The sequence below is a fragment of the Pseudoflavonifractor sp. 60 genome (genome assembly GCF_009911645.1).
Taxonomy (GTDB): Bacteria; Bacillota; Clostridia; order Oscillospirales; family Oscillospiraceae; genus Lawsonibacter.
The window spans coordinates 1-14,951 of sequence record NZ_QWKI01000176.1; the positions used below are offsets into that span (position 1 = coordinate 1).

12 protein-coding genes are annotated in these 14,951 nt (G+C 55.9%); 11 read left to right on the forward strand and 1 reads right to left on the reverse strand.

The window, feature by feature from the left end:
* Positions 1 to 275 precede the first annotated feature (275 nt).
* From D1646_RS18060 to D1646_RS18095, 8 genes are all read left to right on the forward strand, one after another.
* Positions 276 to 710: a hypothetical protein gene (locus D1646_RS18060; protein ID WP_160637797.1), complete on the forward strand. Its 435-nt coding sequence runs from the start codon at positions 276 to 278 to the stop codon at positions 708 to 710.
* Positions 707 to 1,240, forward strand: a complete 534-nt coding sequence (locus tag D1646_RS18065) for a signal peptidase I (protein ID WP_160637798.1) — start codon at positions 707 to 709, stop codon at positions 1,238 to 1,240. Before D1646_RS18060 ends, D1646_RS18065 begins: the two co-directional genes overlap by 4 nt.
* Before the next feature lie 153 nt (positions 1,241 to 1,393).
* Entirely contained in the window at positions 1,394 to 2,086 is a 693-nt protein-coding gene (locus D1646_RS18070; RefSeq protein WP_160637799.1) for a hypothetical protein, read from the forward strand.
* A 170-nt stretch (positions 2,087 to 2,256) separates the two neighbouring features.
* Positions 2,257 to 2,943, forward strand: a complete 687-nt coding sequence (locus D1646_RS18075; protein ID WP_160637800.1) for a SipW-dependent-type signal peptide-containing protein — start codon at positions 2,257 to 2,259, stop codon at positions 2,941 to 2,943.
* 145 nt (positions 2,944 to 3,088) lie between these two features.
* On the forward strand, positions 3,089 to 3,733 hold the full coding sequence (locus D1646_RS18080) for a SipW-dependent-type signal peptide-containing protein (RefSeq protein ID WP_160637801.1): 645 nt from the start codon (positions 3,089 to 3,091) through the stop codon (positions 3,731 to 3,733).
* A gap of 19 nt (positions 3,734 to 3,752) precedes the next feature.
* Positions 3,753 to 8,162, forward strand: a complete 4,410-nt coding sequence (locus tag D1646_RS18085) for a VWA domain-containing protein (protein ID WP_160637802.1) — start codon at positions 3,753 to 3,755, stop codon at positions 8,160 to 8,162.
* A 14-nt stretch (positions 8,163 to 8,176) separates the two neighbouring features.
* Positions 8,177 to 8,755 (forward strand): hypothetical protein, encoded by a 579-nt coding sequence (locus D1646_RS18090; RefSeq protein ID WP_160637803.1) that lies wholly within the window; start codon positions 8,177 to 8,179, stop codon positions 8,753 to 8,755.
* Positions 8,756 to 8,770: 15 nt separating this feature from the next.
* Positions 8,771 to 9,709 (forward strand): hypothetical protein, encoded by a 939-nt coding sequence (locus D1646_RS18095; RefSeq protein ID WP_160637804.1) that lies wholly within the window; start codon positions 8,771 to 8,773, stop codon positions 9,707 to 9,709.
* Positions 9,710 to 9,745: 36 nt separating this feature from the next.
* On the opposite strand, the gene srtB is transcribed toward D1646_RS18095, so the two are convergent.
* Positions 9,746 to 10,606 carry a class B sortase gene (gene srtB / locus D1646_RS18100; RefSeq protein WP_160637805.1) on the reverse strand — a complete coding sequence of 287 codons (861 nt, stop codon included), beginning with the start codon at positions 10,604 to 10,606 and terminating at the stop codon, positions 9,746 to 9,748.
* 306 nt (positions 10,607 to 10,912) lie between these two features.
* Between srtB and D1646_RS18105 the strand changes: the two genes are divergently transcribed.
* From D1646_RS18105 to D1646_RS18115, 3 genes are read left to right on the forward strand one after another with little or no spacing between them, the layout of a single operon-like run.
* A complete protein-coding gene (locus tag D1646_RS18105; protein WP_160637806.1) occupies positions 10,913 to 12,046 on the forward strand; it encodes an ABC transporter ATP-binding protein in 1,134 nt (377 codons plus the stop codon).
* Complete coding sequence (locus D1646_RS18110) at positions 12,043 to 13,692, forward strand: iron ABC transporter permease (protein WP_160637807.1); 1,650 nt, start codon at positions 12,043 to 12,045, stop codon at positions 13,690 to 13,692. Before D1646_RS18105 ends, D1646_RS18110 begins: the two co-directional genes overlap by 4 nt.
* 57 nt (positions 13,693 to 13,749) lie before the next feature.
* Positions 13,750 to 14,883, forward strand: coding sequence for an extracellular solute-binding protein (locus D1646_RS18115; protein WP_201754751.1), 1,134 nt, complete (start codon positions 13,750 to 13,752; stop codon positions 14,881 to 14,883).
* The last annotated feature ends 68 nt before the right edge of the window (positions 14,884 to 14,951 follow it).

Genomic DNA, 14,951 nt, shown 5'->3' on the forward strand with positions numbered 1-14,951 from the left:
ATCCCCACCGGCTTCGCCGGAGCCCCTTTTCAAAGGGGCCAGGCCGCCTGCGGGCGGGACGAGGGATGGGCCCTGCTGCGCAGGGGCGACAGGACGGGGGGTGTTCTGTTCCGCGCCGTGGCGTGTTACCGTCCAGGAGACGGAGAAATTGTGCAAAACGCCAGAATGGAAAATTGTTCTGGTGTAACCCGGTTGAAACTTTCTTTTTGTATGCTGAAGCAAAGCTTTGGGGAGGCGCGGCCAGCCCCGGCAGGAAAAGAAAGGAGGAGCTTGGCGTGAGAGCTCCAGAGTTCGCCCCTCTCGACCAAAACGCGGTAATCGTCCGTGTGATTTCCTATGAACAAAAAAATCTGCGGGGCGTTCTAGCCAGCCCGAAGCTGGAGAAGCCGACCCCCTTTTGCAGTCTGACCCAGCTGCTGCTGACCATGGAGGAGCTGATGGACCAGAGCAACCAGCCCCAGCGGGGGGAGGAGCGCCGGAGCTTCAGCGCGGCCCGTGCGGTTGGCGTCCGGCCCCAGGATTTAGAGGATGCGCCGCAGGAGCTGGCCACCTTTCAGCTGCGGATACTGTTCCGGCAGAACGCCAGCTGGCAGGGCAGTCTGATTTGGGTCGACAAGCGGATGGACGCCCAGTTCCGCAGTGTACTGGAGCTGATATGGCTGATGGACAGTGCGCTGACTTCACAGGAGGAGTGTGGTACACAGATATGAATCCTACATTAAAAAAGATATGGAACCTGGCCGCCTGGTTACTGGTTGCAGCGGTGGTGGTGCTGGCCATTCTGCTGGCGGGCGTGCGGGTCGTGGGCATAACCCCTTACGCAGTGCTCAGCGGCAGTATGGAGCCGGTTTATCCGGTGGGTTCCATGATTTATGTCAAGGCCGCCCAACCCCAGGAGGTGGAGGTGGGAGACCCCATTACCTTTTATCTGGATGAGGGCCTGGTTGCAACCCACCGGGTCATTGAGGTGAACCGGGAGGAGCAGTACTTCCGCACCAAGGGCGACGCCAATAACGCGGAAGACGGTTCCCCGGTGCTCTACGCCAATCTGATTGGCAAGCCCATGTTCTGCGTTCCCCAGCTGGGCAACCTGTCCCACTGGATTTCCCAGCCCCCCGGGACCTATATCGCCATTTGCTGCGCGCTGTGTTTGCTGGTGCTCATGTTCCTGCCCGATGTGCTGGACGCTGCCGATGCCGCCGATAAAAAGGCCGCTGAGAAGCGAGAAAAAAGCGAGTAAAAAAATTTTTCAAAATAAGAAAAACTTGCCTGTGTGTAACCCGGCTGAAACTTTTGGGGAGTATCCTGGCTTCAGAACAAAGGCAAACACTCTGCGGTATCTTTTGTGGAAGACCACATGGATATAAAAAACAATTTTTAGGAGGAGTACATTATGAAGCATTCCAAAAAGATCCTTGCCCTGGCTATGTCCATCGCCGTGGTGGCCAGCATCGCCGCCGCCGGAACCCTGGCTTACCTGACCAGCAGCGCTGGCGTTATCAACACTTTTAACGTTGGCACCAAGGGACAGGTCGAGATTACCCTGGACGAGGCTCCCATTGACGAGAACGGCAAGGCGACCGAAGGTGCCCGTGTTACGGAGAACAAGTATGAGAACATCCTTCCTGGCCAGTGGCTGGATAAGGACCCCACTGTTCACGTTCAGGCTAACAGTGCTGAGAGCTTTGTATTTGTGTCTGTGATGAACCAACTGGGTGAGGACGGCATTCTGAATATCAATGAGGAAGCTTGGGAGCATGTGGAGACTCTGGCAGATGGCCAGCAGATTTATATGTATATTGGTGAGAAGGCCGCCCACGAGACCAATGTAGTTGCCGCTACCGATGATGCTATTGTTGATCTGGAGCCCGTGTTTACCAAGGTAAACATCAACAAGGATTTGGATGCTGAAGGCTTGGCTGAGCTGGAGGATGCAAAAATTGGTGTTATCGCTTTCGCTATCCAGGCTGAGCTGGCTATTGAGGCCGATGTTGAGGCTGGTATTGAAGGTGCTACTGCTATTCAGGTCGCTGGTGAGCAGGCTATCAAGTTCTTCAGCCAGTATGCGCCCAGCCAGGGTGAGTAATTAATCCCCGCACCAAACCTTAACCCCAACCGGTGAGCGGCGAGTTTGCCGCACAAAATCCGCGTCGGTGTTAAAGGCGGACTAAAACAAAGCAAGCCTGTACCGCGCTGGCAAGGGTCGGCGCGGTACAGGCAAAGGAAACTTTTAACCCGGCAAAGGAGGTAATTCCTATGAAAAAACGGACTGTGGCGGTGTTGTGCGCGGTGGCTGCCGTCCTCGGCGTTATCATCGGGGGCACGATGGCCTATTTGCAGCATGGCGCGTCAGTAGTGAACACCTTTACGGCGGGCAATATCACCATCGCCCTGTCGGAGACGAAGGACGGCGAGCTGGTCAAGGCCCGGGACGACTATGTGCTGGTTCCCGGCGCGGAGCTGAATAAGGACCCCCGAGTAGCTGTGAAGCAGGGCAGTGAGAGCTGCTATCTCTTTGTCGAGGTAACAGAGGCCAATTGGAAGGATGAGCCCGTCCAGTACACCATTGCCGATGGCTGGACGCCGGTTCCCAACAGCAAAAACGTCTACTATCGAGAGTTCAACAAGAGCGAGCCCGGCGTTGAGCTGATGAAGAACGCTGACAAGGACGAGAAGGGAAATTCTTTCGACGGCTATCTCTACCCCATCCTGGCTCTGGCCACCGAGGAGGGGAAGATCTCCAACGTGGTCAAAGTCAGCGAAAACCTGACCAAGAGCGAGATGGAAGCCTATGGGAAGAAGCCCGCAGACTTCCCGCAGCTCACCTTCCAGGCCTACGCCATCCAGCGTGACTGGCTGACCAATGACTACGACGAGGCCATCGAAGACATTGCTACAATCTGGGCACTGGTGAAGGATGTCAAGCCCAGCGCCAAAGCTTGAGTATGACAACAGCACCCCAGGCGGCCTGCCCACTGGGTAGGCCGTACGCGGGCGCTTCAAGGAGAATCTGGAGCGCTGGCGTGCGGCCTGCGCGCTGTCCGGCTGCCGGACAGAGAAACAAACACACAGAAAGGCGGTATCCTATATGAGTTTGAGAAAGAAGATCGTCATAGCCGCGGCGGCGGTCCTGGTGCTCACGCTGGGGGCCTACAGCACGCTGGCCTACCTGACAGCGGACGTCACGGCCCACAACGTGATCACCTCCGGCAACGTGAGCATTGAGCTGCTGGACAAAACGGTCCAGGATGGGGACCCGGCCGACAGCATCAACGCGGTTTACAATCTGGAGGATTTCATGGAGGTCTATGAGGGCGGTATGCCCGTCATGCCCGGGACCCAGGCCAGCAAGGTGGTGGCGGTGCGCAAGGTGGACACCTCCGCCGACTGCTGGGTCCGGGTACGGCTGGCCGAGAGCCTGACCGAGAACGGGACCCCGGCGGCCCGCAAGGAGGGAGACGTATCCTTCCAGCTGAACCTGGGCGGCGCGGCCAACCAGTGGACTCAAGGCGCGGACGGCTGGTACTACTATAACAGCATCCTGACCCCCAGCAACATCCAGACCGAGCCCCTGCTCACCCGGGTCGATTTCAGCGGTCCGGTGATCGACAACAGCTACGTGGGCAAAACCTACTCCATCGATGTCATCGCCCAGGCGGTGCAGAGCGACAACAACACTCCCGCGGGCGGCGTCCTGAACGTCCAGGGCTGGCCCGCCGACCCCCAGGCGTAAGTAGAGAGGAGGAAGCACAATGAAAATAAAGAAACTGCTGGCCATGCTTCTGGCGCTGTCCATTGTGGTGTCCCTGGCTGCGCCGGTCCTTGCAGATGAGGGTATTGGCGGTGATGAGGATATCGCCGTCAGCGAGTCTGATGTGAGCGAGCCCGAGGTAATTCCTGAGCCCGAAGAGAGCGAGTCCGGCGACAGCTCCCAGCCCGAAGAGGAACCCGGCGACGTGTCGTCCCAGCCTGACGAGGAGGAGCCGGGTGAGGAGGAGCCTGGCGATGTCTCTGAGCCCGGTGAGGAGGAGCACGTCCACAGCTACAGCGAGACCACCTCTGTTGACCCCACCTGCACCGCCGACGGCGAGAAGACCTTTACCTGCGGTGAGTGCGGTGACAGCTATACCGAGACCATCCCCACCTCCGGCCATAGCTGGAGCAGTGATGTGGTGGAGGTGGCCACATGCAGCCACTCCGGGACCCTGCGGCTGACCTGTACCGTGTGCGGTGCGGAGGAGACCGAGACCATCGAGCCTCTGGAGCACGCCTGGGATGGCGGCGAGACCGTCATTGAGGCCACCTGTACCCAGGGCGGCGAGGTGCTGTATACCTGCGCCAACTGCGGCGAGACCAAGACTGAGACCGTTGAGATGCTGCCCCACAGCTGGAACGAGGGCGAGACGGTCACGGAGGCCACCTGTACCCAGGGCGGCGAGGTCCTGTATACCTGTACCGCCTGCGGTGAGACCAAGACCGAGACCACCAGCGTTCTGGAGCACACCTGGACCGAGGAGATCACGGTCCCGGCCACCTGTACCCAGACCGGCGAGAAGACCATGACCTGCGAGCTGTGCGGCGAGACCAGGACAGAGGCTATTGACGCCCTGGGCCACAGCTGGGACGAGGGCGTGGTCACCACCGAGCCCACCGCAACCGAGGATGGTGTGCGCACCTTTACCTGTTCCGTCTGCGGCGAGACCAAAACTGAGACCATTCCCACCGATGCCAACGCCGCTGCTGAGGCCGAGAAGCAGCAGAAAATGGATGAGCTGATCTCCAGCCTCAAGGGCGCTACCAGTAAGGTCATGTTTAATGCCATTAGAGAAGCTTTCGCCAGCCTGTTCGACCAGTTGCCCGAGGACGTTAAGGCGGAGCTGGCGGCCTTCTTCGAGAGTCTGCCCAGCGGCGTGCAGGGGGACCTGTATGACCGATTGATGGCGGCTCAGACCATGGAAGAGTTTGAGGCTATCCTGGATGAGTACACCGAGGAAGAAATCATTGCAGTGGAAAAGAACCTGACGGAGGACCAGATTGCTGCGCTGGAGGCCCACATTCAGGCACTGGCTGAGGCAAGTTATGTTCCCCCTGTATCGGTTCCTTTTACTGAAGCTGGTCCTCTGATGCATGCTGTGGAGGTGGAGACTAGCTATCGTGCTCCTAGAAGAGCCCATGCAATGAACAGCCAAGATGACACAATCCAGACCAGCAAAATCCTTTCCGCTTGGGATTCTGCCACAAAGACTGGTACTTTGAAAATTGAGGCCTATGTCACCGGAACTTACAGTATAACTGAGAGTACCAACATAAAGCCTGTGGATATTGTCCTAGTGCTGGATCAGTCTGGATCAATGGCCTTTGATTTTGATGGAAATTCAACTAGTAATGTTGCCAACAGACGTCAAACTGCTATGAAGAATGCTGTGTCAAATTTTATTGACAAAGTTGCTAGCAACTATACAAGTACTGCTGACCATAGAATGGCCATTGTGACTTTTGGAAGTAGTGCCCAGGTGAAACAGGGGTGGATTGATGTTGGGGTAGGGAAGGATTCCCTAAAAAAGGTAGTAAATGATTTGCCCCAGAGCCCCAGTGGTGCCACTAGAATAGATCAAGGTGTTGGAGAGTCTGAGAAACTGATGGGTACTGACTACAATTACAACGGTCAGAATACAGAACGGAAAAAAGTTGTGATTGTTTTTACCGATGGTGTTCCGACCTCGGGCACTGAATTTGAAGTCAGTTTAGCCAATAATGCAATTAGTTCTGCGCTTAACCTAAAAAATAGCGGAGTCGCAGTATATACAATTGGTATTTTTAATGGATCGAATCCTGAGCAATTGTTTGGTGACGGATGCGATGGTACTGTGAACTCAAGCTGGGAAAAAGATGAGTGGGGAATCTTTCCTGGCGGGGATTTTCCCGAAGTAGATGTTCCAGCAGGTAACCGCTTTTTGAATTATCTTTCCAATAATGCACCAAAAGCTACAGAGGTTGGCTTGAAAAGTGAGAAGATTGGCTGGGGTATTTTACATAGTGGAAAGAAGTATACAATTACTAAAAATGCCGAGTGTAATACAAAAGCGGGGTATTATTTGACAGCTGCTGCCGCTAGTGACTTGGACAAAATTTTTGAAAAAATAAACGACCAAATTGGTGCTGGCGGCACCACGGTTCAACTGAATGCCCAGTCGGTTGTCCGCGATGTAATCAGCCCTTACTTTGAAGTCAATACCAGTAATGCAAGTGGTTTGAAGGCCTATGGTGTTCCATACACTGCAAATGGAACATTTGATGATAGCAGGACAACCGGGTCTTATACTGTGACGGCGAATGGAAAAGTAGTGGATGCTTCTGGATTTAACTTCAATGAAAAGTACATTGCCGAGACGGGCCGTGACCCCAACGGTGAAAACCCCACTGGCGACTACTACGGAGAAAAGTTGGTTATTGAGATTCCCATTAAGGCTGAGGATGACTTCTGGGGCGGCAACAACGTACCTACCAACGACATGAATACATCCGGCGTCTTTATGACTTCTACCAGCGACAAGCCCGAGGTTGGCCTTGGAAATACTTCCCCCACAGCCAACGTTCCCCTACATACGCCCGAGCTGGAAGGCAGTGAGTGGAATGTGTACTACGGCGACAGTAACGCTTTGAATGGCAAGACCCTGGTGAGTCTAAAGGATGCGAACGTTGAGGCCTGGCAAATCGCTTATATCGCCAAGGAGGGCAACAATCCTAAGCTGAATATGAGCAGCGGCAGTCCTCTGGGTGATTACGACTACAAGACGGACAAGAACGTGGAAGTCACGGCTTACCTGGAGCCTAGCCAGCCCGCTGATCCTTCCAGTGCAGGCACAGCGCAAATCAAGAGCACCGAGGCTAAGGCCGCTGTTACCGTCAATGTCTACACCCCCACTGTTACCTTCCCTGATATGCGGACCTATTTGACAGTTCAGCCCAACTTGAACGACAATGGCGAGAATGCTACAGTAGTATGGAAACACGGCGAGACGCTTAGTACAAGTACAAATGTGGAAATGGAAGGCGTTGCCCCCGAATTGACCTATGAAATTAAGGGACGTGTAAAGGCTTTGGGCCATGAAAACCACATCGTTCGTGACTACTACGCTTTCGTGGAGAGTGTCAAGTTCAGTACCATGGATACCTCTATTCAGCATCGTAGTGCGGACGGGACAAAGTTGAACCAGGATGTTGTGAACTTCGCCCACAAGGGCTGTGATGACATTCAACTCAACCAGACCACACTCCCCAATGATGCCGGCGAGTTCCTGGTCCACGTGTTCAAGCCTGAAATCACCTTCATCGATACTGAGGCTTATAAGGGTGAGGATGCGACAACCTTTAATTTCGAGAAGGACGGTGCTAAGCTCTACTCCGTTAATTGGACTTATCCTGGTACATTGGTTGACTACGCAAACTTGGTGATGCCTGATAAGAACATCAAGCCCAATGTTACAATTACAGGCTATAGCCTTGACACTTCCAAACTGTATGATAAACAATACTTCAACAATGAAGCTGTTCCTGTTGCAGTTCAGGTTAAGGTTGGCAACATGACAGAGTACATCCCCGCCGGTGCGACTACTCCGCACAACATCAACAACTGCGTTACCTTCCACTGGAACCACGAGGGTTGCAACTTGGATGCGCCCAGCACGCTCAATCCCAAGATGCCCGCCGAGGATATCTACCGCTTCTACGTCCACGTGAAGGCCCGTGAGTTGACTGTAACAAAGATGATTGATGGTGCTGTGTACAGCAACACGGACAGCTTCCTGTTTACCATCAAAGGTACTGGCAACCCCCTGGCCGAGACTGTGAACACCGAAATCTTCATCACTGGTGCAGGCTCCAAGACAATCACCGGTCTGCCCGTAGGTTCTTACACAGTCACAGAGGACGGTAATTGGTCCTGGCGGTACACTGTTCAGGGCGGGGATGAGCAACCGGTTCAGTTGCGGAGCGGTGATATCGAGTCTGGTACCGTTATCATTACCAACAAGCTGACGAACACCAAGTGGCTGTCCAACGAGGACGTCAAAGTGAACACCTTCCTGTGTGTGAACAAGACGATTGAGCCCCGTATCACCCTTGACGCAATTCTTCCTGAGAAGCAAGATGAAGGGATTTAAGGAGGTGACCAGTTATGTATAATGGAAAATGTACCAAGAAGACCCCACATATGACCAAGCGCGCGGCGCTGCTGGTGCTCTCGCTGGTCATGGTCCTGTCAGTCTCCGTGGGCGGCACGCTGGCCTACATCATCCTCCAGACTCAAGAGGTGAAGAACACCTTCCAGCCTGGCGAAGTGACCACCACTGTCACCGAGACATTCAATGAGCAGGAAAAGAAAAATGTGGCCTTTGACAACACAGGCAGTAATGTTGACGTCTATGTCCGGGCAAAAGTGGTGGTCAATTGGGTTGACAGCCAGGGTAATCTTTTGGTGGAGACCCCGAAGGAGCAGTTGGAGTACCTCATCAGCTATAACGAGAATGGATGGCTGAAAGGTGGCGACAGTTACTGGTATTGCCGTGATGTTGTGGAAGCAGAAACAACATCTCCGGTTTTGATTACCTCTTGTAAGCCTATCCAAGACCAGGGCCCTGCGGGCGCCCGACTCCAGGTCACCATTCTGAGCCAATCCGTCCAGGCCACGGAGAATGCGCTAAAAGATGCCGGCTGGGCGTGGACAATTCCCGATGTCGAGCCCCAGGCCAACTAAAAGGAGGCGGAGAACATGAAGAATAAAAAAGTTTCCCGCGTTTTGACCGCCCTCCTGGCGGCGGTATGTGTGGTGAGTATGGCGAACGGAGCCCTTGCCGCGCAGACCCTGGCGCTGGACAGCGGCGTAACCCTCTCCGAGTCGGGGGGGCAGGCCCGGTTTGCCATCAACGGCGGCGATCAAAACGACCTGTTCCTGGACTTCAAGGGAGTCATGCCCGGCGATACGCTGCGGCAGACCATCCGGGTCAACGCCGCCCCCACTAACAGCCAGAACTACCGTATCTTCCTCTACGCCCGGGAATGTTCGCAGGCGCAGACTCCCGAGGGCGGCGCCCATACGATCCAGCGCTCCACCCCCGGCTTCCTGGACCAACTTAACATTCGGGTGAGCCGCAGAGCCACAGCCGGTGAGACCGCGGACGCCAATATCGGCGGCGTGAGTATCGGCGAGGGGACTGGCCTGGAGGGCGTGCTGCTGGGCACCTTCACCCCGGGCATGAGCGTGGAGCTGAACGTGGACCTGGAGGTGGCCCTGACCATGGGCAACGAGTTTGCCAATGCGGCGGCCTACATCGACTGGGTCTTCTACGCGGACACCATCGAGACCGAGCCCGACCCCGGTCCTGACCCTGATCCTGGCCCCGATACCCCCACGCCTCCCGGCCCCACGGACCCCACCGGGCCCAGCGACCCGGGCGGTCCCACCACTCCGCCTACCGAGGATATCACTGACCCCAATGTCCCCCTGGAGGTGACTGATATCCCTGACTCCGAGGTCCCCCTGGAGGAGCGTCCCACGGAGGAGGAAATCCTGGAGGAGGGCGTGCCCCTGGAGGGTATGCCGCCCCAGACCGGCGACTCCGGCGCGGTGGTGCTGTGGCTGGCGCTGGCCGTCCTCAGCGGCGGTGGCATCGTGCTGCTGATGGTCACCAACCGCAAGGAAAATACGTGATAAAAATGAGGTATCCGGTTTCGGATACCTCGTTTTTTATTCCTGCGGAGCCTCAGACGGCTGGGACGCTTCCTTCGGGACGGCGGCGGGCATGTAGGCCTGTACGATCCACCGGGTTGCGTAGGTGGTGTCGCCGGAACAGGTGGACAGCGTAAGAATTTTGTCGTCCACCGTGGGCGTTAGCCCTGTATCAAGGACGGACTGGGACAGACACCAGTCGATGTATTCCTGCTTTGCCTGGCTGCTGTCAAAGCCGATACGGTAGGTCAGGCCAGTGACGCTGACCTCGTAGGCGGCGAAGATGTTGTACTTGCGGGTCCCGCTGCCGTTGGTGATGTAGACGCAGGGGTGGTCCTGCCAGTAGCTCAGTGCGTTGAAGTACTTCAGCTTGCCGAACATGGTCTCGTTGCGCATCCGGTGGCCGTAGACAATGGTGTTGAAGTCCTCCAGACTGTCGCTGTTCTGGCTCTCCAGAAAGATGGAGCCCATCCGGCTGTACTCCTTTTTCCAGCTGCGGCGGAGGTACTGGTTGTTGTCCCGGCCCTGGAGCAGCGGGTAGGAGATGTCCGTCCCCGGAATGAGGAACCAGCCCAGCACGTCGGGATTGATCTCCTGGAGTGCGGAAAAATCCATGTCACGGAGGGCGTCGGCGTAGGGGTCTACGTACACCGGCTCCTTTTCCTCTGTCTCCTCCGTCTCCTCCTGGGGCGGCGGCAGGGGAGTCAGCGTGGGCGGCGGCAGAGCGGAGAAGTCGGGCTCACCTACCAGGACCTCCGCCTCCTGGTTGGCCGCCTCGCCCTTTCGCTGGTCAAGCTCGTGCCAGACCACGCCACCCAGACTTGCGGCAAACACCAGAGAGAGGGCCGCAATGAGGACAGTACGCAGGCGTCTGCTCATTGAAAATTCCTCCTGATTCGAACATATTTTGATGGACTGTATTATATCACAAATGGGAGGATTTTGCAATTGCCTGAGGGGAGGGGAGAGGGTAATTGACATTTTTCAGCGGGGGGCGTCATGCAGGCAGGCGGCAAAATTTCGTTTTCTTTTTTGGCTTTTTGGATGAAATATTGGGTAGCGAAGGGGGCCTCTTTTGTGTATAATGGAAACAATCAAAGACTAGCTTTTTAAAAGGCGTCTGTTTCATCTTCTTCGCCGGTCGGTTGACAACTACTTATTTTATGGATGCTGGGGGAAGTATTTATGAGTGTTACCATTTCTATTGAACATGCAATCAAAAAGTATGGCAATCTGACTGTCATTCCAGACCTGTCTGTGAAGATCGCCAACGGGGAGTTTTTTACCCTGCTGGGGCCCTCCGGCTGTGGAAAAACCACACTTCTGCGCATGATTGCCGGGTTTAACAGCATTGAGGGCGGTTCCTTTCGCTTCAATGACAAGGAGATCAACAACGTGGAACCCGGCAAGCGCGGCATTGGCATGGTGTTTCAGAACTACGCCATTTTCCCCAATCTGACTGTGCGCAAAAATGTGGAATTCGGCTTGAAGTATCGGAATATGCCCAAGGATCAGATGCGCCAAGAGGCCGATAAGTTTATGAAGCTGGTCCATGTGGACGACTATGCCGACCGGATGCCGGAGCAGCTCTCCGGTGGACAGCAGCAGCGGATTGCCCTGGCCCGGGCCCTGGTCATTGAGCCTGATGTTCTGCTGATGGACGAACCGCTCTCCAACTTGGACGCCAAGCTGCGGGTTGAGATGCGTACCATCATCAAGCGTATTCAGCATGAGGTGGGCATTACCACCGTCTACGTGACCCATGACCAGGAGGAGGCAATGGCCATTTCCGACCGGATTGCCGTCATGAAGGACGGCGTGATCCATCACTGCGGCAAGCCGGAAAATATTTACCAGCGCCCCGCCGACGTGTTTGTGGCCACCTTCATTGGAAAGACCAATTTGATTACCGGCCAGATGAGTGAGGAAAAGGGCCAGGCCTGTATCACTGTCTGCGGCAGTTACCGCCTCCCCTTCCACACCATCCGCCCCGACGCTGTGGGCCATAAAGAGGTGACCCTCTCAATCCGTCCAGAGGAGTTCAAGGTATGGCGGGCCGGCGAGACAGCGGAGGGTTTGAAAGCGATTGTGCGGGACAGTGTGTTCCTGGGCCCCAACACCCACTATTTTGCCCAGCTTGAGAGTGGCGAGGAGGTGGAGATTATCCAGGAATCCGAGATCGATTCCATCATCCAGCCCGGCAGCTCCATTGTCCTCACCATTAACGCCGGAAAGGTCAACGTCTTTGATAAGGAGACCTCCCTGAGCTTGATGACCGGCGTGAAAAATAGCGTTGAGCTTCCGGAGGTGGGGATATGAGTACCCAAAAAGCGCGGTTTGACATCTGGAGCGTCGTTTCTCTCTGCCTGCTGGCGCTCTTCCTGTTCTTTCTGGTCTATCCCATCGGCCGCCTTCTCATAGAGGCAGTGTATACAGACGGCATCTTTTCCCTGGACGCTTTTCAGGAATTCTTCAGCAAGTCCTACTACTATGTCTCCATCTTCAACAGTGTAAAGATTGCCCTTGTGGTCACGGTCTTTTCTCTGCTGATTGGGATTCCCTTCTCCTACTTCTATTCCTTCTACCGCCTCAAAGGGCGCAAGGTCCTGCTGATCCTGTGCCTGCTGTGTACCATGTCTGCCCCGTTTATCGGCGCATACGCCTGGATCCTGCTGCTGGGCAATTCCGGTCTGATTACCAAGTTTATCGCCTCTCTGGGGCTGCCCACCGTCTCCATCTACGGCTTTGGCGGTATCGTGTTTGTTCAGGTATTGAAGCTGTTTCCTCTGATTGTAATCTATATGAACGGTGCGTTCCGGGATATTGACAACTCCCTGCTGGAGGCCGCTGAGAGTATGGGCTGCAAGGGTCTGGACCGCTTTCAGCGGGTCACCATGGCGCTGACCATGCCCACCATTCTGGCTGGCGCACTGCTGGTGTTCATGCGCTCCTTTGCGGACTTCGGGACCCCGGCGCTGATTGGCCGGGGCTACAGCACCTTCCCTGTACTGATCTACAACCAGTTTCTGGGTGAAAACGGCTCCAACTATCACTTTGCCGCCGCTACCAGCGTGATTGCCGTGGTGGTGACCGCTGTGATCTTCATCATCCAGAAGGTTGCCACCAGCCACTTTAAGTTTACCATCAACTCTCTCCATCCCATTGACCCCAAGAAGCCCCAAGGTGTCGGCGGCTTCCTAATGCACGGATTTTGCTATGTCCTGGTAGGCGTGGCTATGCTTCCCCAGCTTTACATCGTCAATATGTCCTTCCGTAATTACAACAATACCATTCTCCAGCCCGGCTATTCCCTGAAAAACTACCAAAAAGCTATGCAGAAGCTGCTCACCCGCTCCATCAGCAACACCCTGCTCATCAGCGTTATCACATTGGCCATTATCGTTGTCATTGCCGTTTTAATCGCCTACCTGGTGGTCCGCCGGAGCAATGTGCTCAATCACACCATTGATACCATCTCCATGTTGCCCTATATCATGCCGGGCGCAGTTATTGGTATCTCCCTGATCCTGGCTTTCTCCCGCAAACCGCTGGCCTTTACCGGTACCATCGGTATTATGGTCATTGCCCTGGCGATCCGGCGAATGCCCTTTACCAGCCGTTCGGCCACGGCGGCTATGATGAAAATCCCCATCTCCATCGAGGAGGCGGCTTTGAGCCTGGGTGCTCCCCGCCTGTCCGCTTTCGTCAAGATTACCGTCCCTATGATGGGAAGCGGCATCATCTCTGGTGCGGTGCTGAGCTTTGTATCCATCATTACGGAGATGTCCTCCGGCGTCATTCTGTACAACAACCGCACCATCACCCTGACCCTGAGCACCTACGCCGCCATTGTCAACGGCACCTATGGCGTGGCCGCAGTGTTTGCCACCATCACCATGGCGCTGACGGTGCTGTGTCTGATCGTCTATCTCCACTTTACGGATCTGGACAACGTCCGGATGTAGGTTCTTGCCAATAATGTTTGGGGAAACATTATTATAAAAAAATAGGAGGAAATTAAGATGAAAAAGTATGTATCTCTGCTTTTGGCTCTGGCCATGGCACTCTCCCTCACCGCCTGCGGCGGCGGGAACGGCGGCGCGTCCGGCGGCGGCAGCAGCACACCCCCCGCCCAGTCCCCTGCCAATTCCGGAGGAGCCGGAGGTGCTGCCACATCCGGCAGCCAGCTGCCCTATTACGTCAGCGACCCCTCCACCATCACCGGCAAGGTGACCGTCTACACCACCATGGAGGAGACCCAGCAGGAGGTCCTGGTGGACCTGTGGAGCAAGTACTATCCCGACTGTGAGATCGAGATCCAGGCCGACTCCGTGGGCACCCTGGCCACCCGCATCCGCGGCGACGAGCAGTGCGACGCCGACGTGGTCATCGGCGGCATGTTCGCGGCGGACGGCGACACCTACCACGACATTCTTCAGCCCTACACCGCCGCCTGCGACGCGGAGCAGCTCTACCACGACCCCGCCGGCTACTACACCTTCTACGATGTCCAGGTGATGTGCCTGATCGTCAACACCGCCCTGGAGTCCCAACTGGGCGTCACCATCAACGGCTATAACGACCTGATCAACGACGCCCTCAACGGCAAGATCATTCTGGCCGCTCCCGACGCCACCTCCTCCGGCTGGCGGCAGGTCCAGACCATCCTGGCGGTTATGGGTGACAAGTTTGACGACGACAAGGGCTGGGATTATATCTCCAAGCTGATGCCCCTGAGCTTCTCCACCACCTCCTCCAAGGACGTGTACAACCTGGTCATCAACGGCGAGTACGTGGCCGGCCTGTCCTATGAGTCCACGGTGGCCGCCCTCATTAACGACGGCGCCTCCGATGTGAAGTGCGTCTATATGTCCGAGGGCAACACCGCCATGGCCGGCGGCGCCGCCATCGTGAAGGACGCCCCCAACCTGCCCGCCGCCAAGGCCATGATGGACCTGCTGTCCTCCGCCGAGTTCCAGGACGCCCGTGCGTCCGTCTCCGCCGGCCGCGGTTCCAACGGCCAGTGTGACCTGTCCCTGTGCGGCCTGCCCGACGACAGCACCTTGGGCCTGGTGGACCTGGACTTCGACTATCTGGCCAGCAACAAGAGCGCCATCATGGACAAGTGGAATTCCATGTGGGCTGACCTCCACTGATTGCGGTTTCTTCTTCCTGCGGCCCCGCCATTCCCCAGACGGGGCCGTTATCAAAACACAATGGCCTG

Excerpts from the sequence above, each read along its gene's own strand:
- srtB (WP_160637805.1), bottom strand. The coding sequence starts at position 10,606 with ATGAGCAGACGCCTGCGTACTGTCCTCATTGCGGCCCTCTCTCTGGTG.
- D1646_RS18090 (WP_160637803.1), top strand. The coding sequence starts at position 8,177 with ATGTATAATGGAAAATGTACCAAGAAGACCCCACATATGACCAAGCGC.
- D1646_RS18085 (WP_160637802.1), top strand. The coding sequence starts at position 3,753 with ATGAAAATAAAGAAACTGCTGGCCATGCTTCTGGCGCTGTCCATTGTG.
- D1646_RS18110 (WP_160637807.1), top strand. The coding sequence starts at position 12,043 with ATGAGTACCCAAAAAGCGCGGTTTGACATCTGGAGCGTCGTTTCTCTC.
- D1646_RS18065 (WP_160637798.1), top strand. The coding sequence starts at position 707 with ATGAATCCTACATTAAAAAAGATATGGAACCTGGCCGCCTGGTTACTG.
- D1646_RS18070 (WP_160637799.1), top strand. The coding sequence starts at position 1,394 with ATGAAGCATTCCAAAAAGATCCTTGCCCTGGCTATGTCCATCGCCGTG.
- D1646_RS18080 (WP_160637801.1), top strand. The coding sequence starts at position 3,089 with ATGAGTTTGAGAAAGAAGATCGTCATAGCCGCGGCGGCGGTCCTGGTG.
- D1646_RS18095 (WP_160637804.1), top strand. The coding sequence starts at position 8,771 with ATGAAGAATAAAAAAGTTTCCCGCGTTTTGACCGCCCTCCTGGCGGCG.
- D1646_RS18075 (WP_160637800.1), top strand. The coding sequence starts at position 2,257 with ATGAAAAAACGGACTGTGGCGGTGTTGTGCGCGGTGGCTGCCGTCCTC.
- D1646_RS18105 (WP_160637806.1), top strand. The coding sequence starts at position 10,913 with ATGAGTGTTACCATTTCTATTGAACATGCAATCAAAAAGTATGGCAAT.
- D1646_RS18115 (WP_201754751.1), top strand. The coding sequence starts at position 13,750 with ATGAAAAAGTATGTATCTCTGCTTTTGGCTCTGGCCATGGCACTCTCC.